The organism is Allobosea sp. BK604, assembly GCF_004341515.1.
Classification (GTDB): Bacteria; Pseudomonadota; Alphaproteobacteria; order Rhizobiales; family Beijerinckiaceae; genus Allobosea.
Window position 1 is genome coordinate 455,897 of the sequence record NZ_SLZF01000001.1, and the last position, 25,878, is coordinate 481,774.

Consider the following 25,878-nt stretch of genomic DNA (forward strand, 5'->3'; position numbering starts at 1 on the left):
GCGAGCATCTGCCAAATGAAAACCCGGCACGAACTGATCGTGCCGGGTCGAAATATCTGGCTCCCTTGAAGGGATGCGCTGCTCACGCCACCTTGGCGACGGCTGGCTCGTCCTTCTTTTCCCACTCCTCGCCCCAGATCATCACGGCATGGCCCGGCGAGACCTCGCGGAACTGGCGCACCGGCGGGACATAGTCCGGCGCCCGCACCGGGCTCTTGATCTCGTCGTTGGAGACCGGGCGCTTCTCCAGCCGGCGCGCCGGATCCGGCACCGGCACGGCCGCCAGCAGGCGCTTGGTATAGGGGTGCTGCGGATTGCCGAACACCGCCTCGCGCGGACCGATCTCGACGATCTCGCCGAGATACATCACGGCGACGCGATGGCTGACGCGCTCGACCACCGCCATATCGTGCGAGATGAAGAGATAAGCGAGCTTCATCCGCTCCTGCAGCTCGAGCATCAGGTTGATGACTTGTGCCTTCACGGAGACGTCGAGCGCCGAGACCGACTCGTCGGCCACGATCAGCCGCGGCTCGACCGCAAGCGCACGTGCGATGCAGATGCGCTGGCGCTGGCCGCCCGAGAACTCGTGCGGGAAGCGGCTCGCCATGTCCGGCTGCAGGCCGACGCGGCGCAGCAGCTCGGCGACCTTGTCGCGGGCCTGCGAGCGGGTGGCGAGGTTGTTGATGATCAGCGGCTCGGCGATCGCCGCGCCCACGTTCATGCGCGGGTTGAGCGAGGCGAAGGGATCCTGGAAGATCATCTGCATGCGCTTGCGCCGGTCGCGCAGCGTGCGCTGATCGAGCTTCAGCACGTCCTCGCCATCGAGCAGCACTGAGCCGGAGAGCGGCTCGATCAGGCGCATCACCGAGCGGCCGGTCGTCGACTTGCCGCAGCCGGATTCGCCGACCAGCGCCAGCGTCTCGCCCGATTGCAGGCTGAACGAGACGTTCTCGACCGCATGCACCCGGCCCTTCACCCCGCCGAGCAGGCCGGAACGGATCTCGAAGCGCGTGGTCAGGTTGCTGACCTCGAGCACCGGGCGCTCGGCCGCCGCCACCGTATCGGAGGTCTCCGTCGGCACGTCCGAAAGGCCGGTCGTGCGGTCGACCACCGGGAAGCGCATCGGCCGCTTATGGCCTTCCATCGAGCCGAGCTTCGGCACGGCCGAAAGCAGCGCGCGGGTATAGGGGTGCGTCGGACGGTGGAAGATATCCTCGGTCGGCCCGGTCTCGACCGCCTGACCATTGTACATGACGACCGTGCGATCGGCGATCTCGGCGACCACGCCCATGTCGTGCGTGATGAAGAGGACAGACATGCCCTCCTCGTCCTGCAGCACCTTGATCAGCTCCAGGATCTGCGCCTGGATCGTCACGTCGAGCGCGGTGGTCGGCTCGTCGGCGATCAGCAGCTTCGGCTTGCAGGCCAGCGCCATCGCGATCATCACGCGCTGGCGCATGCCGCCCGAGAAACGGTGGGGGTATTCGTGGAAGCGCGACTTCGCCGCCGGGATACGCACCTTCTCCAGCAGCCGGATCGTCTCGGCCTCGGCCTCCGAGCGCGACAGGCCACGATGCAGGATCAGCGCCTCGGCGATCTGGAAACCGATGGTCAACACCGGATTGAGCGAGGTCATCGGCTCCTGGAAGATCATCGCGACCTCGTTGCCGCGGATATGGCGCATATCGGCCTCGGGCAGGGTCAGGAGTTCCTTGCCGGAGAGCTTGATCGAACCCTCGATCTTGCTGGAGCCGGGCGGGGTCAGGCGCATGATCGAAAGCGCGGTCACGCTCTTGCCCGAGCCGGATTCGCCGACGACGGCGACCGTCTCCTTCGGCTTGATGTCGAACGAGATGCCCTTGACGACCGGGCGCCACAATCCCTCGACGCGGAAGGACGTGGTCAGGTTGGAAACGGAGAGGATCGGACTGGTCATGCGGGGTTTCCGGTCGTTTCAGGTTCAGATCACGCGGCGGGGGTCGAGCGCATCGCGCAGACCGTCGCCGATGAAGTTGATGGAGAGCACCGTAAGGAAGATTGCCGCGCCTGGGAACAGGGCCCAGTGCGGAGCGGCATCCAGCTGGTCCTTGGCATCGAATAGCAGCCGCCCCCAGGTCGGGATATCCGGCGGAAAGCCGAGGCCAAGGAAGGAGAGGGTCGATTCCGCGATGATCGCGGAGGAGACCTCGATCGTCGAGGCGACGATGACCGGGCCGATCGCGTTCGGCAGGATGTGATGGACCATCTGCCGGAAACGCGTCGCGCCCGAGGCGCGGGCAGCCTCGACGAATTCCTTCTCGCGCAGCGAGAAGAATTGCGCCCTGACGAGCCGCGCCACCGGCATCCAGCGCAGGCCGCCGATGACGATGACGATCAGGACGAAGACGCCGCCCTCCAGCCCGAACAGCGCCTTGAGTTGCTCGCGGAACAGGTAGATCACCAGCAGCAGCAGAGGCAGCTGCGGCAGCGACAGGAACAGGTCAGTCACCCACATCAGGAACGGGTCGAGCCAGCGCCGCGACATGCCAGCGAGCGCGCCGACGATGACGCCGACCACGGTCGCCACCACCATGGCGGCGAGGCCGACGGCGAGCGAGATGCGCCCGCCATAGAGCATGCGCGCCAGGATATCCTGGCCGAGATCGTCGGTGCCGAGCGGATGGGCCCAGGACGGGCCTTCGAGCTGCGCCGAGAAATCGATCTCGTTGATCGGTACGGTCCAGACCCAAGGTCCGGCGACGACGGCGAGGATGAGCAGCGCCAGCACGATCGCGCTGATCATCGCCAGGCGATGTCGGCGGAAGCGGCGCCAGGTCTCGCGCCCCGGCGAGACCGAGACGGCGGGCGCAGCCACGGCCACGATCGGCTCAGCGGAAGGAGATGCGAGGGTCGAGCCAGCCATAGAGCAGGTCCGCGATGAGGTTGAACAGGACGACGAGGCAGGCGAAGACGAAGGTCACCGCCATCACCACCGGCGTGTCGTTGGAGAGGATGGCGCTGATCAGCAGCGAGCCGATGCCGGGCACCCGGAAGATCTGCTCGGTGACGATGGCGCCGCCGAACACGGCCGGCATCTGCAGCGCGACGAGAGTGACGACCGGGATCAGGGCGTTGCGCGCGACATGGCGGATCGTGACCCGCTTCTCGCTGAGGCCCTTGGCCCGCGCGGTCGTGACATAGTCGAGCCTGACCACGTCGAGCACGGCCGAGCGCACATAGCGCGTGTAGGAGGCCGCCTGGAACAGGCCGAGCACCGTGATCGGCATGATCGCCTGCCGCAGCATCTCCCAGTACCAGCGCCACCCGGTGGCCGCGATGTCGGAGCGATAGACGAAGGGCAGCCAGTCAAGCTTGATCGAGAAGATCAGGATGAAGAGCAGGCCGGTGAAGAAGGTCGGCAGCGAGAAGCCGACGAAGGCGAGCGTGTTGGCGATCTGGTCGAAGATCGAATAGGGCCGGGTCGCGGCGTAGATGCCGACCGGGAGCGCGATCGCCAGCGCCAGCAACTGCGAGGAGCCGACCACGAAGAGCGTCGTCGGCACGCGCTGCATGATGAGGTCGTCGACATTGATGCGGCTGGCGAAGGAGAAGCCCCAGTCGCCCTGGGCCATCGCGCCGAGCCAGCGCACATAGCGCACCATCACCGGGTCATCGATGCCGAACTTGGCGCGCAGGGCCATCCGCACTTCAGGCGGCACATTGGGGTTGGTCGCAAGCTCCTCGAACGGATCGCCCGGCGCCAGCGCCAGAACCGTGAACAGGATCAGGCTGATCGCCAGAAGGCTGGGTATGGCGATGAGCAATCGCCGGATGAGATAGGTCGCCATGGAGATATCTCTTTATTGTTGGGCAAGCGCCGCAGGCTTCGGCAGGTATCCGGGCGGCGGGATCCGCCGCCCGCGGCGATCCGGCTTCGCCGAATCGCCCATGAAGCCACCCGCCTTCGCGACGCGACCTGCGCATCGCGAGCGCGGGCGGGCCGCGCTCAGCTGCGATACCAGCTCGCCACGCTCCAGGTGTCGCTGTCCCAGCCGCTGTAGTTCGGGACCAGGTTATTGGCCGCGACCGCGACGCGGTTGCGCGAGAGCAGCGGCAGGATGACGTTGGCCTCGCAGAAGATCTCGTTGACCTTGATCAGCAGGTCCGCCCGCTTCTCGGGATCGAGCTCCTTCTGGGCCGCCTTGTAGGCCTTGTCCGCCTCCGGGTCCGAATAGCGCGAGACATTGCGACCCAGCCACTTGTTCTCCTTGGTGGCGATCTCCCAGGAGACGAACTGGTTGAGGAAGCGCTCCGGATCCGGCGAGGATTGCGTCGTGGTGTACATCTCCATGTCGACATAGAGCTTGGTATAGGTGTCGGGATTGGCGACGTCGGAGGAGAAGAACACCGACGCGGTCACCGATTTCAGCTCGAGGTCGATACCCGCCCGCTGGCAGGCTTGCTTGATGATGGCCTGGGTCTTCTGGCGCGGCGCGTTGATCGAGGTCTGGAAGACGTATTTGAGCTTCTTGCCGTCCTTCTCGCGGATGCCGTCGGCACCGCGCTTGTAGCCGGCGTCGTCGAGGATCTTGTTCGCCTTGTCGATGCTGAACTCGTATTTGAGGTTCGGCGATTTGAACATCTTCGGATTGTTGACGAAGCTCGCCGTCGCCGTGCCGCCGCGCCCGTAGATGAATTTCTGCACCGAATCACGATCGAGCAGCAGGTTCATCGCCTGGCGCACCTTCGGATCGGAGAGCGTCGGGTGCTTGGTCTTGACGGAGGAGCGCTCACCGTCGACCTCGGTCCAGGGATCGGTGGTGTTGAGGATGATGAACTCGATATTGCCGCTCGGCACGGTCAGCACGCGGCCGCGGCCGCCGGTCTCCATGCGCTTCAGCACCTCGTCCTCGACCTGCATGTTCCAGGCATAGTCGAACTCGCCGGTCTGCAGCACCGCGCGCGCCGCCGAGACAGCGTCGCCGCCGCCCTTGATCTCGATCGTGTCGAAATGCGGCTGGTTCTTCACGTGGTAATCGGCGAAGCGCTCGCCGGTCAGGATGTCGCCCGGCTTGAAATCGGCGAACTTGTAGGGACCGGTGCCCACCGGCTTCAGGTTGGCCGGCGCCTCGCGCGACTTGGCGCCCTTGTAGTCCTGGAAGAGATGCTTGGGGATGATCATGCCGGCGACGCCGACGAAAGGATCGGCCCAGAAGGGCTGCGGCTGAGGGTAGATCACCTTGACGGTGAGGTCGTCGGCCTTCTCGACCTTGATGCCCGTATAGGAGCCGGTGGTGTAGGCGGCCGTCGCCGGGTCGGAAGCGTATTCCCAGTTGAAGACGACGTCGTCGGCGGTGAAGGGCTTGCCGTCATGCCATTTGACGCCGGGCTTCAGCTTCCAGGTCACGGTCGTGCCATCGGCAGAGAGCCCGCCATTCTGCTTGGTCGGGATCTCGGCGGCGAGCTTCGGCACCAGGTTGCCCTCGGCATCCCAGCCGGCCAGCGGCTCGTAGAAGATGTTCGAGGCGTCCTGGTCCTTGGTGCCGCTGGCGAAATGCGGATTCAGCAGCGTCGGCGCCTGCCAGTAGAGGATCTTCAGCGGCCCGCCGCCGCCGGCCTTGGTCGGCTTGTAGTCTTCCTTGGTCTGCGCCATGGCGACGCCGTTCCACACCAGGAGCTGACTGGCGATCGGCGCGGCCATGCCCGCCGCCACCGCCTTTTTGATGAAGGAGCGCCGCGACAGCGCGCCGTCCTTCACGTCCTCGATCAGCTTCTGCAGCTTCTGCTCGTTCATGGAACCCTCCGCTGGTCCTCAAAACCAAATTTGCTCGCGAGGGCTTCGGCCCTCTTTTTTCCCCGAGGGCCGAGAGCAAGGCATGTGCCAATCAATGCGTCAATCCCGCAGCATGACGCTTGGGCGCTACGCCTCCCGGTCGCTGGACGACTGGCACACCAATTGCTCAAATGGCGCGATCATCATCATCGTGAGACCAAGATGGACAATCGAAACGATCTCTGGCGCCATGTCGATGCCAGCAAGGAACGCTTCATCGCGCTCAGTGAGCGGGTCTGGGGCATGCCCGAGGTCTGCTACACCGAGGCCCGCTCGGTTGCCGAGCATGTCGCCGAATTGCGCCACCAGGGCTTCCGTGTCACCGAGAACGTCGCCGAGATTCCCACAGCCGTGATCGGCGAGGCCGGCGAAGGCGGCCCGGTCATCGCCTTCCTCGGCGAATACGACGCGCTGCCGGGCTTGAGCCAGGAGGCGGGTGTCGCCCAGCATTCGCCGATCGAGGATGGCGGCCACGGCCATGGCTGCGGCCACAACCTGCTCGGTTCCGCGGCACTGCTCGCCGCGACCGCGATGAAGGACTGGCTCGCCGAGAACAAGATCCCGGGCCGCGTGCGCTATTATGGCTGCCCGGCCGAGGAAGGCGGCGCCGCCAAGGCCTTCATGGTCCGCGCCGGCGCCTTTAAGGATGCCGATGTCGCGATCTCCTGGCATCCGTCGAGCTTCTGGGAGGTCACCCCGCCGCTCTCGCTCGCCAATACCCGCGCCGATTTCGTCTTCACCGGCCGCGCCGCCCACGCCGCGGCCTCGCCGCATCTTGGCCGCAGCGCGCTCGACGCCGTCGAATTGATGAATGTCGGCGTCAACTACATGCGCGAGCACATGCCGAGCGATGCGCGCGTGCACTACGCCCTGCTCGACACCGGTGGCATCGCGCCGAACGTCGTGCAGGCCCATGCCCGCGTGCGTTATTCGATTCGCGCCCGCGACCTTCCGGGCATGCTCGAACTGGTCCAGCGCGTCCGCAAGATCGCCGAGGGCGCGGCCCTGATGACCGAGACCAAGATGGAGATGCGCATCGTCAGCGCCGTCTCCAACGTCGTCGGCAACACGCCGCTCGAACAGGCGATGCACACGATCCTCGAGGAGCTCGGCCCGCCGCATTTCGACGATGCCGACAAGGATTTCGCCCGCCAGATCCGCTCGACGCTGTCCCCGCAGGAGATCGCCTCGTCCTGGCGCTCGATCGGTCTCGCGCAGAGCGACGCGCCGCTGGCCGATTTCACCGTGCCGCTCGACGCGCCGCGCAATCCGATGATCGGCTCGACCGATGTCGGCGATGTCAGCTGGGTCGTGCCGACCGTGCAGGCCCATGCGCCGACGGTCGCGATCGGCACGCCCTTCCACACCTGGCAGGTTGTGGCGCAGGGCAAGTCGCCCGCCGCGCACAAGGCCATGGTCCAGGTCGCCAAGGCGATGGCCGCGACCGGCGCCGCCGTGCTCGCCGACCCCGCGCTGATGGAAGCCGCCAAGGCCGATCTCAAGGCCCGCGTCGGCGCGGAAGGCTATGTCTCGCCGCTCCCCGTCGAGGTGAAGCCGCCGCTCGACATGTCCGTAGCCTGACCCGGCTTGGCCCGCAGCCGGCACCGGCTGCGGGCGCCACGCGGCGCAGCAGGCCTCTCCCCGCAATGCTGCTTTAGGCCTGCTACCGGCCTCGGCCTGTCTGTTGCATAGTCGCGCCGCGAAGGCGCACAAAAGCGCATCAGAAGAACCGGGGAATCCACCATGAAATACCTGCTCGCAGCGCTGATCGTCGCCGGCGGCGCATCGGCCGCCATGGCGCAACAGCTCGCGCCCAGCCCGACCCTCGATGCCGTCAAGGCGCGCGGCAATCTCGAATGTGGCGTGCATCTCGGCCTGCCCGGCTTCTCCTTCGCCAATGACAAGGGCGAATGGAGCGGCATCGACGTCGATTACTGCCGTGCGCTCGCCGCCGCCGTGCTCGGCGACGCCAACAAGGTCAAGTATACCCCGACCTCGGTGCAGCAGCGCTGGCCGATCCTGCAATCGGGCCAGGTCGACGTGCTCTCGCGCAACTCGACCATCACCTTCTCGCGCAATGCGACGCTCGGCCTGAACTTCCAGGGCATCAATTTCTACGAAGGCCAGACCTTCATCGTCCGCAAGTCGACCAACGCCAAGACGGCGGCCGATCTCGACGGCGCCTCGGTCTGCGTCGCCGCCGGCTCGACCGAGGAGAAGAACGCCGCCGACTGGTTCCGCGAGCGCAATCTCAAGGTCACCATCACCAATTTCCAGAAGAATGACGACGCCATCGCCGCCTATGATTCGGGGCGCTGCGACGCCTATACCGCCGGCGTCGGCGCGCTCGCCGGCCAGCGCGTCAAGCTCAAGGTCCCCGGCGACCACATCATCCTGACCCAGCCGATCTCGAACGATCCGCAGGGCCCGGTCACGCGCTGGGGCGACGAGCGCTGGCAGCTGATCGTGCGCTGGGTGCTGAACGGCATGATCGCCGCCGAGGCGCTCGGCGTCACCTCCGCCAATGTCGACGAGATGAAGGCCAATTCGAAGAACTCGGAAGTGCGCCGCCTGCTTGGCGCCGAGGGCGGCTTCGGCGCCATGATGGGCCTGCCGGACGACTGGATGTACAAGGCGATCAAGCAGGTCGGCAATTACGGCGAGAGCTTCGAGCGCACGGTCGGCATGGGTTCGCCGCTCAAGATGGAGCGCGGCCAGAACCAGCTCTGGACCAAGGGCGGCCTGCTCTTCACCCCGCCGTTCCAATGAGAGCGTTTCGTCGAGGTCGGGCTTGACCCGACGATCTCGGAAACCAGCATTCGCGTGATTCTCGGGTCGCGGCCTGACCGCGCCCGGGAATGACGCGGAGAGCCGAACGGCGCGCCAGTGACCAGAGCCCTCTCCTTCTTCAACGACAAGCGCGTCCGCGGCGTGATCTACCAGGCCGCGGTGCTGCTCGGGCTCGTCGGCCTGATCGTGTATTTCGTGCGCAACGCGTCCGAGAACATGATGAAGGCCGGCATCGCCTCGGGCTTCGATTTCCTCTGGCGAACCTCCGGCATCGAGGTGCCGTTCGTCCTCACTGGCTATACCCAGCAGGACGACATCCTCGCCCTGTTCTGGGCGGGCGTCGCCAACACCATGCTGGTCACGGTCATCGCGATCGTGCTCGCGACCCTGCTCGGCTTCGTCGTCGGCATCGCCAGGCTCTCCTCGCACTGGCTGCTCTCGACCCTTGCCGGCGCCTATATCGAGTTCGTCCGCAACATCCCGCTGCTGTTCTTCGTGCTGTTCTGGTACTTTGGCGTGATTGCCGCACTGCCGGCGCCGCGCGCCTCGATCAGCCTGTTCGGCGTCGCTTTCCTCAACAATCGCGGGCTGACCATCCCGCTGCCCGACGCCCCCGCGAATTTCCGCTGGGCGCTGCTGGCGATCCTCGTCTCCTGGCTGGCGCAATGGGTCGTGGCGCGCTGGGCGCGGCGCCGCAAGGAGCGGACCGGCCGTGACGCGCCCGTCTTCACGATCGGGCTCGTGCTCGTCATCCTCGTGCCGATCCTGGTCGTGACCTATGCCAGCCTGACCACGCGCTGGGATGTGCCGGCGCTGCGCGGCTTCAATTATCGCGGCGGTTTCGTCGTCATTCCCGAGTTCGTCGCGCTGCTCGCGGCGCTCGTCACTTATACCGCGGGCTTCATCGCCGAGATCGTTCGCGGCGGCATTCAGGCGATACCGCACGGCCAGACTGAGGCCGCCTCGGCGCTCGGGCTGCGTCCCGGCCCGATCCTGCGTCTTGTCACCATCCCTCAGGCGATGCGGATCATGATCCCGCCGATGACGAACCAATATCTCAACGTGCTGAAGAACTCGTCCTTCGGCGCGGCGATCGCCTATCCCGACGTCGTCAGCCTGTTCATGGGCTCGGCGCTGAACAATACCGGCCAGGCGATCGAGATCATCGCCATGACGCTGGCCGTCTATCTGGTGATCGGGCTTGCCGTCTCCGCGTTCATGAACTGGTACAATGCCAGGATCGCGCTGGTGACGCGATGAGCCCGGCCGCCCCTGCCCTCACGCTCTGGCGCCAGCGCCTGTTCGGCTCGCCGCTCACCGGTCTCGTCACGCTCGCGCTCGCGTTCTGCCTCGCCTGGGTCGCGATCCCGCTGATCCGCTGGGCCCTGATCGACGCCACCTGGGTCGGAACGACACGCAACGATTGCGCGCCGGGTGGCGCTTGCTGGGTCTTCGTCCGCGCCCGCTTCGGCCAGTTCATGTATGGGTTCTACCCGCCGGACGAGCGCTGGCGCGTCAATCTCGCCGCCATCCTCTTCGTCGTCGCGGGCGCGGCCATCGCCTTCGCGCCGCAGCGCCTGCGTCTCCGGCTCGGCCTCGCCGCGCTCGTCGCCCTGCCCCTGCTCGGCATCTGGCTGCTCGCCGGCGGCCTCGGCCTCAGGCCGGTCGAGACCCGCGAATGGGGCGGGCTGATGCTGACCGTGTTCATCTCGATCTATGCCAGCCTGATCGCGATCCCGCTCGGCATCGCCTTCGCGCTCGGGCGCCAGTCCGAGCTGCCGGTCATCCGGCTGATCAGCGTGATCTTCATCGAGTTCTGGCGCGGCGTGCCGATCATCGCCGTGATCTTCCTCGCCTCGCTGCTCTTGCCGCTGATCCTGCCGGGCGGCATCGGCATCGACCGGCTGGCGCGCGCCGTCATCGGGCTCGGCTTCGTCATCGCCGCCTATATGGCGGAGGCCGTGCGCGGCGGCCTGCAGGCCCTCCCCGCCGGCCAGCGCGAAGCCGCGACCGCGCTCGGCCTCAACTATTGGAAGGCGACGGGCCTGATCGTCCTGCCGCAGGCGCTGCGCATCTCGCTGCCGGCGATGACCAACGAGTTCATCGCGCTGGTGAAGAACACCACGCTCGTCCTCGTCGTCTCGATCCTCGACCTGCTCGGCATCGCCCAGGCCTCGCTCGCCGATCCCAACTGGGTCGGCATGAATATGGAGGCCTATGCCTTCTCGGGCACGATCTACTGGCTGATCTGCTTCGCACTCTCGCGCTGGAGCCGACATATCGAGACGAGCCGGAGGCGCTAAACGTCATTGCGAGCACCCGGGTCTTGCCTTCGGCAAGCCCGAGTACAGGCTCCGCGAAGCAATCCAGGGGCCGCCGGGCACCCAGTCCTGCTGGATTGCTTCCTCGGCTGCGCCTCCTCGTAATGGCGGAGAGGCTAGAGCATTTTCGAGCGAAGTGGATGCCGGTTCGCGTGAAGAAAATGCGTCAAAACAAATAGATAGAGCATTTTCGCGATTCGAAGAAACGCGGAAATGCTCTAGTGTTTCGCGCCGCCCGCGCCCTTGTCGAAAGCGTCGACATGGTTGCGGGCAATCGCCTCGATCGCATCGAAGACGGTGCGCAGATGCGCCCGCATCGCCCGCTCGGCGCCAGCCGCGTCGCCGGCGCCGACGCAGGCCGCGATCTCCTCGTGCTGGCTCATGATCATGTCCGACCAGGAGGGCGTCTCCAGCGATAGGCAGCGCACCCGGTCGAGCTGCGCCTTGACGCTCTCGATCAGGCTCCAGACCAGCGGATGGCCGGAGAGGCGCGACAATTCGGTGTGGAAAGCTTCGTCGAGCCGGAAGAAATTCGGCCGGTCGCCGGCCTTGAGCGCCATGCGCTGCTGCGCGATCAGGCCATCGAGCGCCGCCTTGCCTTCTGCGTCGATTCGCTCGGCCGCCAGCGAGACCGTGCGGCATTCCAGGGTTTCGCGCACGAACTGGCTGTCATAGACGGCGGCGAGGTCGATCGGCGCGACGAAGGTGCCGACCTGCGGCACGACGACGAGGAATCCCTCCTCGACCAGACGCTTGAAAGCCTCGCGCACCGGCGTGCGGCTGACGCCGAACTGCACGGCCATGCGCGCCTCGGACATGGCCTCGCCCGGAAGCAGCGCCGCGTTCAATATGTCGGCGCGCAGGGCGCGGTAGATCTGGTCGGTGCCCTGGCGAGCGGTGGAAATGGCCATTGCAAGGCTCTCGTTCACTAGTATACTAGCATACTTATCAGCACATCACGCCGTCAACCGTCGTGGTGTGGATCACTTCCGAGACCGGCGCGGCAGGGCATCGCTGCGACTGTCCTCGGCCGAGAACCGAAAAGGCGGCGTCGATCGCCAGGAGGGGAGAAACCATGGCCCAGAAGCCGACCATAGACCGTCTGGTCACGCCTGCCCGGCCGCGCCGTTCAAGCGGAGAGATCGGCCGCGCCAGGCTCCGCTGACTCGGCTATATAGCTAGCTTCTGGCTGGCCCTGACCGGCCTGCCCCTCTTCGCCAGCCCGGCACGTCATCAATAACCGTTCCAACCACGTGGCCCCATGACGATTCATGCAGCGAATTTCCGCGAGCTCAGGCTCGACAAACTCAGTCGCGATTTCGGCGCCTTCAACGCGCTCAAAGAAGTCTCGCTGACGATCACAAAAGGTGAGTTCATCGCCCTGCTCGGCCCTTCCGGCTGCGGCAAGTCGACGACGCTGAACCTGATCGCCGGGCTCTTGCCGGCGACCGGCGGCGGCATCTGGCTTGACGACAAGCGCATCGACCAGCTCCGGCCGGAAGAGCGCGGCTTCGGCATGGTCTTCCAGAACTATGCGCTGTTCCCGCATATGACCGTGAACAAGAATATCGGCTTCGGCCTGAAGATGCGCGGTGTCGGCAAGTCCGAGATCGACCGACGCGTCGCAGAGGCCGCCGCCCTTGTCCATCTCCAGGGCCAGACCGAGAAGTTGCCCGGCCAGCTCTCCGGCGGCCAGCAGCAACGCGTCGCCATCGCCCGCGCCATCGTCGTCGAGCCGCCGCTGGTCCTGATGGACGAGCCGCTCTCCAACCTCGACGCCAAGCTGCGCCTCGAGATGCGCGCCGAAATCCGCCGCATCCACAACACGCTCGGCGCCACCACGATCTATGTCACCCACGACCAGGAAGAGGCGCTCTCGCTCGCCGACCGCATCGTCGTGCTGCGCGAGGGTGTGGTCCGCCAGGTCGGCACGCCGGAGGACCTGTTCTCCCGACCGGACCATCTCGACGTCGCCGAGTTCATGGGTTTCCGCAACACGGTCGCCGGCAAGGTCACCGCCGTCAACGGCGGCACGGCGCAGATCGCCGTGGGCACCGCGACCGTGACCGGTCGCGTCCGCGAGAACGTTGCTGTCGGGCAGAGCGGCTGGGTCGCGATCCGGCCGGAGGATCTGCACCCGAACGCGACCGGTCAGAGCGGCCTCACGGCCAAGGTGGTCTCGACCGAGTTCCGTGGCCGCGAGTTCGTCGGCTTCGCCAAGATGGAGGACGGCACCAGCCTTTCCTTCCTCGCGGAAGAGAAGCTCCAGCCCGGCGCGACCGTCACACTCGGCGCCGATCCCGACCGCGTGCTCGTCTTCGCCGGAGGCAAGGCATGAGCGCGGTCGAGATTCCCCTGAAGCAGCGGCTCGCCGCGCGCGGGCTCGACGGGTTGACCATGCTGGTCCTGCCGGCGGTCTTCTTCGTGCTGGCGCTGTTCATCTACCCGTTCCTCTACGGGCTGTTCCTCTCCTTCACGCCGAAGGAAGGCGGGACATTCGCCAACTACGCCAAGTTCTTCTCCGACTCGTTCCTCTACGGCACGATCGCGACGACGCTCTGGCTGGCGCTGCCCGTCACCATCGCGACGCTCGTGCTCGCGGTGCCGATTGCCTTCCGCGTCCGGCTGCTGAAGCGCCAGCGCCTGCTGACGACGCTGCTGGTGATCCCGATCACGCTCGGCACCGTGCTCGTCGCCGAGGGCCTGCTGAATTATCTGGGACCGCAGGGCTGGTTCAACCGCACGCTGATGACCTTCGGGCTCATCTCGACGCCGATCAAGCTGCTCCATAACTACTGGGGCGTGATGCTCTCGCTGGTCATCACCGGCTTCCCCTTCACCTTCCTGCTGACGCTCTCCTACCTGACCGGCATCGATCCGGCGCTGGAACAGGCGGGTGCGACGTTGGGAGCCGGCCCCTGGGAGCGCTTCAAGCACATCCTCTTCCCGCTGCTGCTGCCGGGACTGGCGATCACCTTCTGCCTGAGCTTCGTGCAGGCCTTCTCGGTCTTCCCATCGGCGGTGCTGCTCGGCGCCCCGGCGGGCCCGACCCGCGTCATTTCGATCGCGGCCTATCAGGCGGCCTTCGAGGAATACGATTACTCGATGGCCTCAGCGATCGCGATGATCATGGGCATGGTTCAGCTCGCGATCGTCGTCGCCGTGCTGGCCGCACGCGGCCTGCTCTATCGTGGCCCTGCCGGCGGCGGAAAGGGCTGAGCCATGGTCGAAGACAAGCGTCTCTCAACGAAGCTCTGGGCCTTCGCCAACTGGTTCCTGATCGGCTTCTTCCTGCTCAACCTCCTCGCGATGATCGCGGCGGTGGTAACGAGTTCCTTCGCCACGCGCTGGCTCGGCACCTGGCTGCCGGCTGGTTGGACGACACGCTGGTACTCCGCCGCCTGGGCCGAGTTCCAGCTCCATGACGTGCTCTTCGTCACCTTCCAGATCGTCTTTCTGGTGGTGCTCTTCTCCGGGCTGATCGGCGTGCCCGCCGCCTACGCGCTGGCTCGCCGCGACTTCCCGGGCAAGAAGCTCGTCATGCTGCTCTTCCTGCTGCCGCTGCTGGTGCCGCCGATCACCTTCGGCATCCCGCTGGCGACGGTGCTCTACCGGCTCAACCTCGCCGGCTCGATGTCGGGCGTCGTGCTCGCCAATCTCGTGCCGACCGTGCCCTTCGTCATCCTGGTGATGATCCCGTTCATCGAGCAGATCGACACCAAGATCGAGGCGGCGGCCCGCGTCTTCGGCGCCAACACCTTCAAGCTCTTCATCCACGTATTGCTGCCGCTGCTCATGCCCGGCATCCTGGCAGCGCTGCTGCTGGTGCTGGTGCGCACCATCGCGATGTTCGAGCTGACCTTCCTCACGGCCGGCCCGACCAGCCAGACGCTGGTCGTCGCGCTCTACTACGCGGTCTTCGCCGCCGGCGTGCGCGCCGTGCAGTCGATCGACGCCATGGCGGTGGTCTACATGGTGACGACGCTGATCTGGCTGGTGATCGCACTGCGCTTCGTCAACCCGACGCAGATCGTCGCCCGCGCCAAGCGCTGAGGCGGCAGGTCCGAAACGAAAGAAGCCGGCGCCCCGGGGCGCCGGCTTTTTCATTCCTCGGCCCAGTTGCGTCATGGACGGCTATGCATTGAAACTGCGCCCGCGATTCCGCACCATGGCTGCGGGGAAGCCATTTGCTCATGGGGACTGATTGATGCGTTTGATTGTTGCGGCGGTTGCAGTTCTCTGCCTGGGCGGCTGCTCCACCGTCTCGTCCATGTTCTCCTCGTCATCGGCACCCGACCGGCGGCCGACCGGCGATCTCGTCGCCTCGAGCCAGCAATGCCAGGGACGCGGCATGTTGGTCGGCTCGCCCGAGATGGCGCAATGTCTCGACCAGGCCCGCGCGGCTGCCGCCGCGGCGGCAGCGCAGCCACAATAGACCCGATAATCCTGGAAAAGCTCAGCCCTTGTCCTGAGGAGCCGCGAAGCGGCGTCCAGAAGCAAGGGCTGAGGTCGGAGGGTCGCGAGATCAGATGCTCGCGCGCCCACCCTGCCTGACGAAGCGGGCGCCACCGCGATCGACGATCTCGACCATCTGACGGAAACCGCCCGCGCCGGTCTCGAAGCTGCGCGCACTCGGCTCGAGCCCATTCGCGCCGGCCAGCGAATGGCCGACCATGCTCGCTGCCGGCGCGAGGCCGAGCAGGCCGAGCACCGTCGGAGCGATATCGATGATGCCGCTCGGGCCATGCTCGACATGACCAGGCGCAAAACCCTCCGCCTGCACCATCAACACGGTATTCAGCTCGTAGTGGTTGAGGCCGCCATGCATGCCGCCACCGACCGGCACATCGCCCTTGGTGATCAGCCCGAGGCCGGGATTGCCGTAAGCGTCGACCTCGTTGCCTGAGCGCAGCACATAAACGAGATCGGGCTCACGCCGATGGCCGAGATCGACCAGCGGCAGCGCGAAGCTGCCTTCGACCTCGCCCTCGACCTCGTTGCGCGCCTTGGAGAACAGCATGCCGAGCAGATCCTGCTCGCGCAGCCAGGCCGCGATCGCGTCGCGCTTCTCGACCCCGCCTTCGAGGATGCGGATCTCACCCATATTACCGCCGGTCATCGAGAAGCTCGCGCCCTCGAGCGTGCGCTCGGCGGCGCGGCGTCCGGCATGGCCCTGCGCGCCGAGCAGGCCGACGAGATCGAGCGCATCGCGGCTCGAAATCTGGCCGTGGTCGGAGGCGGCGATCACCACATAACGCTCGGCATCCGGCTGCGCCGCGACCCAGTCGAGGATGCGCCCGAAGGCGGCGTCGACATGCTTCAGGACGCTCAGCGTCTCCTGCGAACCCAGGAAGCGATAGTGGAAGGAGGTGTCGGGCTCGTTGAACCAGACCAGCGCCACATCCGGCTTCATCACCTCCAGCACATGCTCGCGCAGCACCTGCTCGGCATAGTCGGTCTCCTCGAAGCGCGGCAGGTTGCGCGGCGGCAGCGGGCCGAAGCGCGCGACCACCTCGTCGACAGCCTCCGGCGTCTGCGTATGCTCGCGCCCGAAGATCGAGAAGGTCCAGTGGCCATTGGCCTTGGCGCGCGGGTTGATCAGATAGGCCGAGCCGGCCGAGCCGGTATGGACGACTGCGAGGCTCTTGCCGGCCTTGGCCAGCACGTCGCCGAAGCTCTCGGCCTCGACGAAACGGCCGCCGGTCTTCACCTCCGCGAGAGCGATATCGTCGGCCCGGCTGAGATCGAGCACATGCTCGCGCGTGACCTCTGGGAACAGGAAGGCGTTGCCCATGACGCCGTGCACGCGCGGCGGCGCACCGGTGGCGATCGAGGTCGTGGCGACGCGGGTCATCGACGGGAAGACGCTGCGCGCCTCGCGGAACCAGGTGCCCTGCCCGGCGAAGCGGGCAAGGTTCGGCGTCTGCTCCGGCGTGATGAAGTCGGGGCGCAGGCCGTCGAAGACGCAGACGACGACCTTGTCGGCTGCTGGCTTGGTTGGGGCGTTCATAGGCAGATCCTCAGCGGAGAGTCGGGTCGAGCCGGTCGCGCAGCCAGTCGCCGACCAGGCTGACGGCCAGCGTGGTCATGACGATGGTGCAGGCCGGGGCCAGCATGATCCAGGGCGCGCGAGTGAGATATTCGCGGCCATAGCCGACCATGTTGCCGAGCGAAGTCATCGGCGGCTGCACGCCGAGCCCCAGGAAGGAGAGCCCGCTTTCCAGCAGGATCACCTCGGGGAAGGTCAGCGTCATCGAGACGATCAGCGTCGAGGCGATGTTCGGCAGGATATGGCGCAGATAGACCCGTGAGGGGCTGGCGCCGATCTGCCTGACCGCGCCGGCATAGCCCTGCGCGCCGGCCGAGATGGCGAGGCCGCGTGCGATCCGGGCATAGCGCTCCCAGCCATAGAGCCCCATCAGGCAAATGAAGAGCGGCAGCGAATTGCCGAAGAAGGCGAGCACCGACAGCGCCAGGATCAGGAAGGGCATCGCCGCCTGGAAATCGGCCAGCATCAGCACGAACTGTTCGACCAACCCGCGGAAATGCGCGGCGAGGAAACCCATGAGCGTGCCGAACACCGCCGAGATCACCGTCGCGCCGAAGGCGACCAGCAGCGAGATCCGGATCGAGATGATCAGCCGCGAGAGCACGTCGCGGCCGAGCTCGTCGGTGCCGAGCCAGTGCAGCGGGTGGAAGGGCAGCGAGAGCCGGTTGCGCAGGTCGTAGGCGGTGAAGCGATAGGGCGTGATCCAGTCCGCGCTCAACGCCACGATGATAATGAAGCCGATCCAGATGATGCCGAACCAGACCAGCAGCGGGATGCGCTTCTTCGGTTTGGGCGCGGCCTTGCTGGCGACGACCGGGGCGGTGGAGGCTGTGATATCGGCCATCTCAGTGCCCTCCCGCCTTGGCGCCGCTGCGCAGGCGCGGATCGAGCACGCCATAGAGCAGATCGACGATCAGATTGGCGCTGACCATGGTGATCGCGACCAGCAGGAGGATGCATTGCACTACGGCGAGATCGCGGTTCGAGACGGCGACGACCAGCAACCGACCGACGCCGGGCCAGGAGAACACGCTCTCGACCACGACCGCACCGGCAATCAGGCTGCCGACCATGAAGCCGACGACGGTGACGGTCGGCACCGCCGCATTCGGCAGGGCATGTCCACGCACGACGGCGGCCCAGGGCACGCCCTTGGCGCTGGCCGTGCGGATATAGGACTGGCCGAGCACCTCCAGCATGGCGCTGCGGGTGAAGCGCGCCAGCACCGCCGCGCCGCCGATGCCGAGCGTCACCACCGGCAGGATGGCGTGGCGCCAGCTCTCTTGCCCGCCCGAGGGCAGCCAGCCGAGTTGCACCGAGAAGATCAGCACCAGCACGAGGCCGAGCACGAAGCTCGGAATGGTGAAGCCGGCGACCGCCGTGATCATGACGATGCGATCGGTCAGGCTGTCGCGGTTCAGCGCCGCGTAAATGCCGGAAGGAATGCCGATGCCGAGTTTCAGCGCCAGCGCCGGCAAGGTCAGCGCCAGCGTCGCCGGAATGCGCTCGGCCACGAGCTGGATCGCCGGACGGCCGTCGCGCATCGACTGGCCGAGCTCGCCCTGCCCGATCGCGCTGAAATAGCGCAGATATTGCAGCCAGATCGGATCATCGAGGCCCCAGGCCTTGCGGAAGGCCGCGATAGCCTCGGGTGGCGCATCGACACTCATAATGATCAGGGCCGGATCGCCGGAGAGCCTGAGCACCACGAAGGCGAAGGTGACGACGAGCGCGACCGTGAGCAGCGCACGGGCAAGCCTGATCAGGAAGAAACGCAGCATCAGCTTGCCGCCTTCAGGAAATTGGCCTGGTCATGCGCGACATGGCAGGCGGTCAGGCGCCCATCCGGCAGCGGCAGCAGCGCCGGGCTCTCGACCTTGCAACGATCGCGCGCGGCATGGCAGCGCGGATGGAAGGCGCAACCCGAGGGACGCGCCGCGGGATTGGGCGGATCGCCCTGCAAGACGATGCGCGGCCGGCCGCGGCGGCCCGGCACGGGCGCGGCCGAGACCAGCGCCTCGGTATAGGGATGTGCCGGCGCCTGCAGCAGCAGGTCGGCCTCGCCTTCCTCGACGATCCGGCCGAGATACATCACCGCAACGCGGTGGCTGACCTGCCGGATGACCTTGAGATCGTGGCTGATGAAGAGCAGGCCGAGTCCGAGTTCCTGCTGGATGTCGACCAGCAGGTTGATCACCTGCGCCTGGATGGAGACGTCGAGCGCCGAGACCGGTTCGTCGCAGACCAGCAGGTCCGGCTTGGTCGCGAGAGCCCGTGCGATCACCGCCCGCTGGCGCTGGCCGCCGGAGAGTTCATGCGGATAGCGCGCGCCCTGATCGGCCCGCAGGCCAACCGATTGCAGCAGCTTCAACGTCAGGCCGTCGCGCTCCTTCGGATCGCCGATGCCGTGCACATCGTATGGCTCGCGCACCTGTTCGAGGATCGAGAGCCGCCGGTCGAGCGCGCCCAGCGGATCCTGGTAGATCATCTGCATCCGCGCCCGGATCTTGCGCCAGTCGGCGGTGCCGAGCGCCGGCAGGGCCGCGCCCTGGAACAGCACGTCGCCGGCATCGGGCTGTTCCAGCCCGAGCGCGAGCCGGCCGGTGGTCGATTTGCCCGAGCCGGATTCGCCGACGACCCCGAGTGTCTTGCCGCGCTCGACCGTGAGCGAGACGCCGTCGACGGCGCGAACCTCGACCGGACGCCCCAGCAAGCCGCGGCGCATCGTATAGCGCCGCGCCACGTTGCGGACCTGAAGCAAGGGCGCGTTCATGCGAAGATGAACTCCGAGGCACGCGTGGACTGGACCTGAGGCGTCTTGATGCAGGCGGCGAAACGGCCCTGCGCCTTCATCGCCAGCGGCGGCACGCCGGCATCGCAGGCCTCGCTATGGCGCGGGCAGCGCGGCGCGAAGGCACATCCCGGCGGCAGGTTCCAGGGCTCGGGCACATTGCCCTCGATCGGATCGAGCCTGCGGCGCACGCCCTCGAGCGGCGGCAGTGCCGCGATCAGTCCTTGCGTGTACGGGTGCAACGGCTGCTGGAACAGCTCGACAGCATCCGCGCTCTCGATGATCCGGCCGGCATACATCACGCAGACCCGCTCGCAGGTTTGCGAGATCACGCCGAGATCGTGGCTGATCAGCACCAGCGCCATGCCGGTCTCCTGACGGATCAACGTCAGCAGCTCGAGGATCTGCGCCTGGATCGTCGCGTCGAGCGCCGTCGTCGGCTCGTCGGCGACGAGCAGGTCGGGCTGCCCGGCGAGCGCCATCGCGATCATCACGCGCTGGTTCTGGCCGCCGGAAAGTTCATGCGGGAAGGCGTCGAGCCGGCGCGCCGCATCGGGGATGCCGACGAGATCGAACAGGCGCTTGGCCTCGGCCTTGATCGCGCCGCCCGAAAGCCCGCGATGCAAGGCCAGCGCCTCGCCGACCTGCTTGCCCAGCCGGATCACCGGATTGAGCGCGCTTGCCGGGTCCTGGAAGATCATGGCGATGCGTCCGCCACGAACCTTGTCGAGCACCTCGGCCTTCTCCTCGATCAGCTCGGTGCTGTCGAGCCTGACGCTGCCGGTGATATCGGCTTTCTTCGGCAGCAGGCCGAGCGCCGCGAGCCAGGTCACCGACTTGCCGCAACCGGATTCGCCGACGAGACCGACCGCCTCGCCCGCCGCGATCGAGAGGTCGATGCCGTGCAGCACTTTCACCCCATCGAAGGCGACGGTCAGCCCGCGGATATCGACCAGCGGGCTCTCGACGCTGCCGAACCTGTCCAGTCTCTCGCTCACGAGCGGATACCGCCCCAGTTACGCGCGCTGAAATCCATCACGAAGGACTGCGCCGCCTTCCACTGGATGTCCTTGCGCTTGGCGGTGAAGTTCGCCGTCTGGTGCAGCACGGTATAGGCCGGGTCCTCGCGCTCGCAGATTTCGAGCATGCGGCGGAAGGCGGCCTTGCGCTGGGCCCGGTCGGTCGAGCTTTCCAGGACGTCCGAGAGCTTGCCCATCTCGGCATTGGTCCATTCGCCGACCTGCCATTGCTGGCCGGTCGGGCCGTGGCTGGAGGTGATCGAGGAGACCGGATCGTTGAAGGAGGCGCTGTTCGACCAGTCGCGCACCGCCCGCGTCGGGCCCTTGGCGAGCACCTGAGGGAAATTCTCCTTCGACTCGATCTGGACGTTGAGGCCGATCTCGCGCCAGCTCTCGACCAACACCTGCGCCGTCGCGACCTGGTTGGTGTAGTAGTTGTTGAGGAGGCGATAGGGGATCGGATCGCCCTTGTAGCTCGACTGCTTCACCAGCCGCCGGGCCTCTTCCATGTCATAGGCCGGCACGCTCCAGTCGGCGATGAACATGTCGCCGTAGAATTCCCATTGCAGGCCCTTCGGCACGCGGGTGCGCCCGCTCCAGAGCGCATCGACGATGCTCTGGCGGTCGATCGCGTGGGTCATCGCCCGGCGCACCAACGGATCCGAGAGCTGCGGATGCGTCTTGTCGAACACGGTCTGGCGATGGTTGCCGATCAGCCCGCCCAAGACCTCGGCGCGCGGGTTCTTCTCGATCTCGCTGATCTGGTCCGGCGGGATGTCGCAGGCGAAATCATACTCGCCCGAGTTCAGGCCGTTGATGCGCGAAGCCGTCTCGGGCACCTCGACGAAGCGGATCTGCTTCAGCGGCGGCCGGCCGCCCCAATATTCGTCATGGGCGACGAGGATGAGGGACTGGTCGGGACGAAACTCGGCGATCTTGTAGGGGCCGGTACCCACCGGCTTGCGGGCCCAGTCGAGCCAGGAGGCGGTCTCGGCGAAGGCGCGGCGCGACATGATGATGCCGACATTGCGCGAGATGCGCCCTTCCAGCGTCACATCCGGCGTCTTGTTGACGAAGCGGATGGTCTGCGGATCGACGATCTCGATCTTTTCGAAGCTCGGGAAGGCGCGCTTGGCGACCGCGACCACTTCGGCCGGCGGTTGCTTGCCGACCGCGCCACCGGTGACCGAACCGAACAGCCCGCTCTGGCCGGCCTGGGCCGATCCGCCCCACATCCGGTCGACGCCATAGGAAAAGGCGACGTCCTCGGCGGTCATCACATCGCCATTGTGGAACTTGACGCCCGGGCGCAGCACCATCTCGACCGTCCGGTCGTCGATCCGCCGCCAGGAGGTGGCGAGGCCCGGCTTGAGCGAAAGATCACCGATCCAGTCGGTGTCGATCAGCGGCTCGGCATAGCTGTAGAAGGTGCGCGTGCCGACATTGGACTGCTCGCGCAGCGTCTCCAGCGTGTTGGAATTGGCGATCTTCTGGACCGCGATCGTGATCGAGGGCCGGTTGTCAGCCTGGCCGATGGCAAAGCGCGGCAGGATCAGGCTGCCGGCGGAGGCTGCACCGAGAGCGAGCGTATGGCGGCGTGTGAGTCCAGTCATCGAACCCTCCTGGTGGCGTCGAGGCAAGAGTCGGCGTCAAAGCGAATGCGGCGCGCCCCTCGAGGGACGCGCCGCGATGGTCGGGTTCAGCTCTGCCGACCCCAGTTGCCGGCGCGGAAATCCATCGCGAAGGCCGGGGAGGCTTTCCAGGCGATCGATTTCGGCTTGGCAGTGAAGGTCGCGTTCTGGTGCAGCACCGTGTAGGCCGGGTCCTCGCGCTCGGCGATTTCCAGCATGCGGCGGAAGGCGGCCTTGCGGCGGGCGCGGTCGGTCGACGTCTCCAGCTCGACCGAGAGCGTGTTCATCTCGGCATTGGTCCATTCGCCGGCCTGCTGCTGCTGGCCGTTCGGGCCGTGCTGGGCGACGATCGAGGAGACCGGATCGTTGAACGGGGCCGAGTTCGACCAGTCACGCACCGCGCGGGTCGGCGTGCGCTCGAGGATCTGCTGCCAGTTCTCGACCATCCGGATCTCGACATTGAGCCCGGCTTCCTTCCACATCTCGACCAGGATCTGCGCGGTCGGGGTCTGGTTGGTGTAGTAGTTGTTGAGCAGGCGGTAGGGGATCGGGTCGCCCTTGTAGCCGGACTGCTTGACGAGGTCGCGCGCCAGCTTGAGATCGAAGGCCGGGACCGACCAGTCCTCGATGAACATGTCGGCGTAGTAGGGCCATTGCAGCCCCTTCGGCACGACGGTGCGGCCGGCCCAGAGCGAGTCGACGATCGTCTGCCGGTCGATCGCGTGGGTCATCGCGCGGCGCACCAGCGGGTTCTGCAGCTGGGCGTGGTTCTTGTCGAACACGGTCAGGCGGTGATTCAGGATCGTGCCGCCCTGGACCTCGAAGGCCGGGTTCTGCTCGATCTGGCTGATCTGGTCCGGCGGGATGTCGCAGGCGAAAGTGTACTGGCCGGAGAGCAGGCCGTTGATGCGCGAGGCGACTTCCGGCACCTCGACGAAGCGGATCGATTTCAGCGGCGGACGGCCGCCCCAGTACTCGTCATGCGCTTCCAGCAGCAGCGAGACGTCCGGGCGATACTCGGCGACCTTGTAGGGGCCGGTCGTGACCGGCTTCATCGCCCAGTCGTTGTAGGTCGCGGCTTCGTCGAAGGCGCGCCGGTTCATGATCTCGCTGCCATAGCGCGAGATGCGCCCCTCGATCGTCACGTCCGAGGTGCCGTTGACGAAGCGCACCGTGTACTTGTCGACGATCTCGATGCCGAGCAGGGCCGGCCACGAGCGGCGCGCCACCGCAGGCACCTCCGCCGGCAGCTCCTTGTTGGCGCGGCCGCCGCCGACGACGAAGTCGGCCGAGATCGTCTTGCCCACGACCGGCTCGGTATTGCCGAACATGCGCTGCTTGCTGAAGCTGAAGGCGACGTCCTCGGCCGTCAGCTCATCGCCATTGTGGAACTTCACGCCCTGGCGCAGCTTCAGCTCGACGGTCTTGTCGTCGATGCGCTTCCACTCGGTGGCGAGGCCCGGCACGGCGCCCAGGCCGCCGAGCCAGTTGCGGCCGATCAGGCCCTCCCAGAGCGACGAGAAGAAGATGCGCTCGCCGACATTGGACTGCTCGCGCAGCACGTCGAGCTGGTTGGAATTGGCGATCTTCTGCACCGCGATCGTGATCGAGGGCCGGTTGTCGGCCTGGGCGATCGCGAAGCGAGGCAGGATGAGGGCGGAGCCGCCGAGCGCTATTGCGCTGCGACGCGTGAGGGAACCGACCATTCTTCGTCTCCAGATGGGGTGGCGTTGGGGTCGCGCTCCTCCAGCCCGCGCGGGCTGGAGCGGTAATGGGTCAGCGTCCGGTCGGCATGGGTCAGCCGCCAGGACAGGGCCTTCTGGGCGTAGTCGCGCACCAGCGCGGCATAGGCGGGATCGTCAGCCAGGTTGACGAACTGGTGCGGATCCTTCGTCAGGTCGAAGAACAGCGGCGGCAGCGCGGCGAAATGGACGTATTTGTAGGTCTCGTCCTGGATCACGCAAAGGCTGGACTGGTCCATATGCAGGCCGAGCACCTGCTCCGGCTGCGAGTAATGCACGTCGCGGAAGTCGTATTCGTAGTGCAGTTCCGTCCGCCAACCCGCAGGACGGCCCTCGCTCAGGAACGGCATGACCGAACGGCCGTCGCAGGCGCGCGGTGCCTCGCCGCCGAGCCAGTCGAGGATGGTCGGCATCACGTCGACGCTCTCGGTGAACGATTCCTCGATCGCGCCGCGGCGCTCCTCTGCGCCGCGCGGGTCTTTCACCACCAGCGGGATGCGGAAGCTCTCGTCGTTGAAGCCGATCTTGCCGAGCAGGTGATGGTCGCCGAGCTGCTCGCCATGGTCGCTGGTGAAGACGATCAGCGTGTCGTCCCATTGCCCGGTCTCGTCGAGATAGGCGAAGACCCGGCCGAGGCAGTCGTCGATCTCGGTGATCAGGCCGCAATAGGTCGCGCGCATCTGGGCGATCTCGGCCGCATCCATCGTCGCGCCCGAGCCCTCGGCGCCATGGAAGAACGAGCCGCGCTTGATCGAGTCGATGTAGAACTTGGTCAGCGGATGCTGCGCCGCCTCGGCCTCGGGCGACTCCGCGCGCACCAGCGCCGGCATATCCTCCGGCCGATACATCGCGTGATAAGGCGCCGGCGCGACGAAGGGCGGATGCGGCCGGTAATAGCCGAGATGCAGGAAGAAGGGCTTGCCGGCGCGACCCTTGAGATAGGTCAGCGCCCGCTCGGTGAAGAAGGTCGAATCCGAGAATTCCTTCGGGATGCGCGAGGGCTTGTCGGTCGCGCCCGGCACGGAATCCTCGCCCTCGGGCAGCCAGATATCCTCGCGCTTCTCAGGCAGCTCGAAGCCGTTCTGTGCCACCCAGCCGAAATAGCCGTCCATGTTGGGCTCGAAGGCACCGACGGAGCGGAACCCGTCCATCAGGTCGCCGAGCACGAGGAAGCGCGGGTCGTTCTTGGAGGTCGTGCGCGGATCGGGCGTCGTCGTGGTGTAGCCGATCAGCGCCGGATCGTAACCGATCGTGCGCAGCGCCTTGCCGAGGTTGAAATGGCGCTGGTCGAGCGGCACCGTGTTCTGCACGGCGCGGTGATTCATCAGGTAGAGGCCGGTGAGCAGGCTGACGCGGGCTGGGCCGCAGGGCACGCAGGCCGTGACATGGTTGCGGAAGGTCACGCCTTCCCGGCAGATCCGGTCCAGGTTCGGCGTCTTCAGGAAGGCTTCGCGACCCTCGGCCCGCATCAGATGCGGGATGAAATCGGCCCGCCACTGATCGACGACGATGAGTAGGACGTTGCGACGTGTCATGCCTGCCTCGCTCGAAAACGAGGCCTCGGTAGGAGCGGCAAATGACGGTCGCGTGACGCAGCTTCAGGTGTGATATGCCGGCTAAATTGCACCTTAGCCGGCCGTTCGAACCCCTGTCATGATGAAGTGAGACAAGGCTCAAGCTGACTTCGCCATCGAGCCAAAAGTATAGACTATTTGGCTCC

The 25,878-nt window shown here is 66.4% G+C and carries 21 protein-coding genes; 8 read left to right on the forward strand and 13 right to left on the reverse strand.

The window, feature by feature from the left end; genetic code table 11:
• Positions 1-82: 82 nt before the first annotated feature.
• The 4 genes from EV560_RS02305 to EV560_RS02320 form a co-directional block, all read right to left on the reverse strand.
• Entirely contained in the window at positions 83-1,939 is a 1,857-nt protein-coding gene (locus EV560_RS02305) for an ABC transporter ATP-binding protein (RefSeq protein ID WP_131853593.1), read from the reverse strand.
• A 24-nt stretch (positions 1,940-1,963) separates the two neighbouring features.
• Positions 1,964-2,905: an ABC transporter permease gene (locus tag EV560_RS02310; RefSeq protein WP_131853595.1), complete on the reverse strand. Its 942-nt coding sequence runs from the start codon at positions 2,903-2,905 to the stop codon at positions 1,964-1,966.
• Positions 2,871-3,830: an ABC transporter permease gene (locus EV560_RS02315; protein ID WP_131853597.1), complete on the reverse strand. Its 960-nt coding sequence runs from the start codon at positions 3,828-3,830 to the stop codon at positions 2,871-2,873. The genes EV560_RS02310 and EV560_RS02315 overlap by 35 nt, the downstream gene beginning before the upstream one ends.
• Before the next feature lie 158 nt (positions 3,831-3,988).
• Positions 3,989-5,776, reverse strand: coding sequence for a peptide ABC transporter substrate-binding protein (locus EV560_RS02320; protein ID WP_131853599.1), 1,788 nt, complete (start codon positions 5,774-5,776; stop codon positions 3,989-3,991).
• Between the two features lie 201 nt (positions 5,777-5,977).
• On the opposite strand from EV560_RS02320, the gene EV560_RS02325 reads away from it, so the two are divergent.
• The 4 genes from EV560_RS02325 (at position 5,978) to EV560_RS02340 (ending at position 10,908) form a co-directional block, all read left to right on the forward strand.
• Complete coding sequence (locus EV560_RS02325; RefSeq protein WP_131853601.1) at positions 5,978-7,396, forward strand: M20 family metallopeptidase; 1,419 nt, start codon at positions 5,978-5,980, stop codon at positions 7,394-7,396.
• A gap of 162 nt (positions 7,397-7,558) precedes the next feature.
• Complete coding sequence (locus EV560_RS02330) at positions 7,559-8,584, forward strand: amino acid ABC transporter substrate-binding protein (protein ID WP_131853603.1); 1,026 nt, start codon at positions 7,559-7,561, stop codon at positions 8,582-8,584.
• 117 nt (positions 8,585-8,701) lie between these two features.
• Entirely contained in the window at positions 8,702-9,865 is a 1,164-nt protein-coding gene (locus tag EV560_RS02335) for an amino acid ABC transporter permease (RefSeq protein ID WP_131853605.1), read from the forward strand.
• Positions 9,862-10,908, forward strand: coding sequence for an amino acid ABC transporter permease (locus EV560_RS02340; protein WP_131853607.1), 1,047 nt, complete (start codon positions 9,862-9,864; stop codon positions 10,906-10,908). Before EV560_RS02335 ends, EV560_RS02340 begins: the two co-directional genes overlap by 4 nt.
• A 236-nt stretch (positions 10,909-11,144) precedes the next feature.
• Here EV560_RS02340 and EV560_RS02345 read toward each other — a convergent pair whose 3' ends face one another.
• Entirely contained in the window at positions 11,145-11,837 is a 693-nt protein-coding gene (locus tag EV560_RS02345) for a GntR family transcriptional regulator (RefSeq protein ID WP_131853609.1), read from the reverse strand.
• A gap of 350 nt (positions 11,838-12,187) precedes the next feature.
• On the opposite strand from EV560_RS02345, the gene EV560_RS02350 reads away from it, so the two are divergent.
• From EV560_RS02350 to EV560_RS02365, 4 genes are all read left to right on the forward strand, one after another.
• Positions 12,188-13,264: an ABC transporter ATP-binding protein gene (locus tag EV560_RS02350; RefSeq protein ID WP_131853611.1), complete on the forward strand. Its 1,077-nt coding sequence runs from the start codon at positions 12,188-12,190 to the stop codon at positions 13,262-13,264.
• Positions 13,261-14,145 carry an ABC transporter permease gene (locus EV560_RS02355; RefSeq protein ID WP_131853613.1) on the forward strand — a complete coding sequence of 295 codons (885 nt, stop codon included), beginning with the start codon at positions 13,261-13,263 and terminating at the stop codon, positions 14,143-14,145. Before EV560_RS02350 ends, EV560_RS02355 begins: the two co-directional genes overlap by 4 nt.
• 3 nt (positions 14,146-14,148) lie before the next feature.
• A complete protein-coding gene (locus EV560_RS02360; protein WP_131853615.1) occupies positions 14,149-14,979 on the forward strand; it encodes an ABC transporter permease in 831 nt (276 codons plus the stop codon).
• A 154-nt stretch (positions 14,980-15,133) separates the two neighbouring features.
• Positions 15,134-15,361 carry a hypothetical protein gene (locus tag EV560_RS02365; RefSeq protein WP_131853617.1) on the forward strand — a complete coding sequence of 76 codons (228 nt, stop codon included), beginning with the start codon at positions 15,134-15,136 and terminating at the stop codon, positions 15,359-15,361.
• Positions 15,362-15,451: 90 nt separating this feature from the next.
• On the opposite strand, the gene EV560_RS02370 is transcribed toward EV560_RS02365, so the two are convergent.
• The 8 genes from EV560_RS02370 to pehA all read right to left on the reverse strand — a co-directional run bounded on the left by EV560_RS02370 (position 15,452) and on the right by pehA (position 25,693).
• The gene (locus EV560_RS02370) at positions 15,452-16,936 is read right to left on the reverse strand and encodes an alkaline phosphatase family protein (RefSeq protein ID WP_131853619.1); all 1,485 of its coding nucleotides are present in this window, start codon (positions 16,934-16,936) and stop codon (positions 15,452-15,454) included.
• 10 nt (positions 16,937-16,946) lie between these two features.
• Positions 16,947-17,819: an ABC transporter permease gene (locus EV560_RS02375; RefSeq protein WP_131853621.1), complete on the reverse strand. Its 873-nt coding sequence runs from the start codon at positions 17,817-17,819 to the stop codon at positions 16,947-16,949.
• Position 17,820: 1 nt separating this feature from the next.
• Positions 17,821-18,756, reverse strand: coding sequence for an ABC transporter permease (locus EV560_RS02380; protein ID WP_165923285.1), 936 nt, complete (start codon positions 18,754-18,756; stop codon positions 17,821-17,823).
• On the reverse strand, positions 18,756-19,748 hold the full coding sequence (locus EV560_RS02385) for an ABC transporter ATP-binding protein (protein ID WP_131853625.1): 993 nt from the start codon (positions 19,746-19,748) through the stop codon (positions 18,756-18,758). The genes EV560_RS02380 and EV560_RS02385 overlap by 1 nt, the downstream gene beginning before the upstream one ends.
• Positions 19,745-20,764, reverse strand: a complete 1,020-nt coding sequence (locus EV560_RS02390; protein ID WP_248311854.1) for an ABC transporter ATP-binding protein — start codon at positions 20,762-20,764, stop codon at positions 19,745-19,747. Before EV560_RS02390 ends, EV560_RS02385 begins: the two co-directional genes overlap by 4 nt.
• Entirely contained in the window at positions 20,761-22,398 is a 1,638-nt protein-coding gene (locus tag EV560_RS02395) for an ABC transporter substrate-binding protein (RefSeq protein WP_131853627.1), read from the reverse strand. Before EV560_RS02395 ends, EV560_RS02390 begins: the two co-directional genes overlap by 4 nt.
• Before the next feature lie 86 nt (positions 22,399-22,484).
• Positions 22,485-24,122 (reverse strand): ABC transporter substrate-binding protein, encoded by a 1,638-nt coding sequence (locus tag EV560_RS02400; RefSeq protein ID WP_131853629.1) that lies wholly within the window; start codon positions 24,120-24,122, stop codon positions 22,485-22,487.
• Positions 24,089-25,693, reverse strand: coding sequence for a phosphoric/sulfuric ester hydrolase PehA (pehA, locus tag EV560_RS02405; RefSeq protein WP_131853631.1), 1,605 nt, complete (start codon positions 25,691-25,693; stop codon positions 24,089-24,091). Before pehA ends, EV560_RS02400 begins: the two co-directional genes overlap by 34 nt.
• Positions 25,694-25,878: the final 185 nt, after the last annotated feature.

Coding starts and splice junctions, on each gene's coding strand:
- EV560_RS02305 (WP_131853593.1), bottom strand. CDS start 1,939: ATGACCAGTCCGATCCTCTCCGTTTCCAACCTGACCACGTCCTTCCGC.
- EV560_RS02310 (WP_131853595.1), bottom strand. CDS start 2,905: ATGGCTGGCTCGACCCTCGCATCTCCTTCCGCTGAGCCGATCGTGGCC.
- EV560_RS02315 (WP_131853597.1), bottom strand. CDS start 3,830: ATGGCGACCTATCTCATCCGGCGATTGCTCATCGCCATACCCAGCCTT.
- EV560_RS02320 (WP_131853599.1), bottom strand. CDS start 5,776: ATGAACGAGCAGAAGCTGCAGAAGCTGATCGAGGACGTGAAGGACGGC.
- EV560_RS02325 (WP_131853601.1), top strand. CDS start 5,978: ATGGACAATCGAAACGATCTCTGGCGCCATGTCGATGCCAGCAAGGAA.
- EV560_RS02330 (WP_131853603.1), top strand. CDS start 7,559: ATGAAATACCTGCTCGCAGCGCTGATCGTCGCCGGCGGCGCATCGGCC.
- EV560_RS02340 (WP_131853607.1), top strand. CDS start 9,862: ATGAGCCCGGCCGCCCCTGCCCTCACGCTCTGGCGCCAGCGCCTGTTC.
- EV560_RS02345 (WP_131853609.1), bottom strand. CDS start 11,837: ATGGCCATTTCCACCGCTCGCCAGGGCACCGACCAGATCTACCGCGCC.
- EV560_RS02350 (WP_131853611.1), top strand. CDS start 12,188: ATGACGATTCATGCAGCGAATTTCCGCGAGCTCAGGCTCGACAAACTC.
- EV560_RS02355 (WP_131853613.1), top strand. CDS start 13,261: ATGAGCGCGGTCGAGATTCCCCTGAAGCAGCGGCTCGCCGCGCGCGGG.
- EV560_RS02360 (WP_131853615.1), top strand. CDS start 14,149: ATGGTCGAAGACAAGCGTCTCTCAACGAAGCTCTGGGCCTTCGCCAAC.
- EV560_RS02365 (WP_131853617.1), top strand. CDS start 15,134: ATGCGTTTGATTGTTGCGGCGGTTGCAGTTCTCTGCCTGGGCGGCTGC.
- EV560_RS02370 (WP_131853619.1), bottom strand. CDS start 16,936: ATGAACGCCCCAACCAAGCCAGCAGCCGACAAGGTCGTCGTCTGCGTC.
- EV560_RS02375 (WP_131853621.1), bottom strand. CDS start 17,819: ATGGCCGATATCACAGCCTCCACCGCCCCGGTCGTCGCCAGCAAGGCC.
- EV560_RS02380 (WP_165923285.1), bottom strand. CDS start 18,756: ATGCTGCGTTTCTTCCTGATCAGGCTTGCCCGTGCGCTGCTCACGGTC.
- EV560_RS02385 (WP_131853625.1), bottom strand. CDS start 19,748: ATGAACGCGCCCTTGCTTCAGGTCCGCAACGTGGCGCGGCGCTATACG.
- EV560_RS02395 (WP_131853627.1), bottom strand. CDS start 22,398: ATGACTGGACTCACACGCCGCCATACGCTCGCTCTCGGTGCAGCCTCC.
- EV560_RS02400 (WP_131853629.1), bottom strand. CDS start 24,122: ATGGTCGGTTCCCTCACGCGTCGCAGCGCAATAGCGCTCGGCGGCTCC.
- pehA (WP_131853631.1), bottom strand. CDS start 25,693: ATGACACGTCGCAACGTCCTACTCATCGTCGTCGATCAGTGGCGGGCC.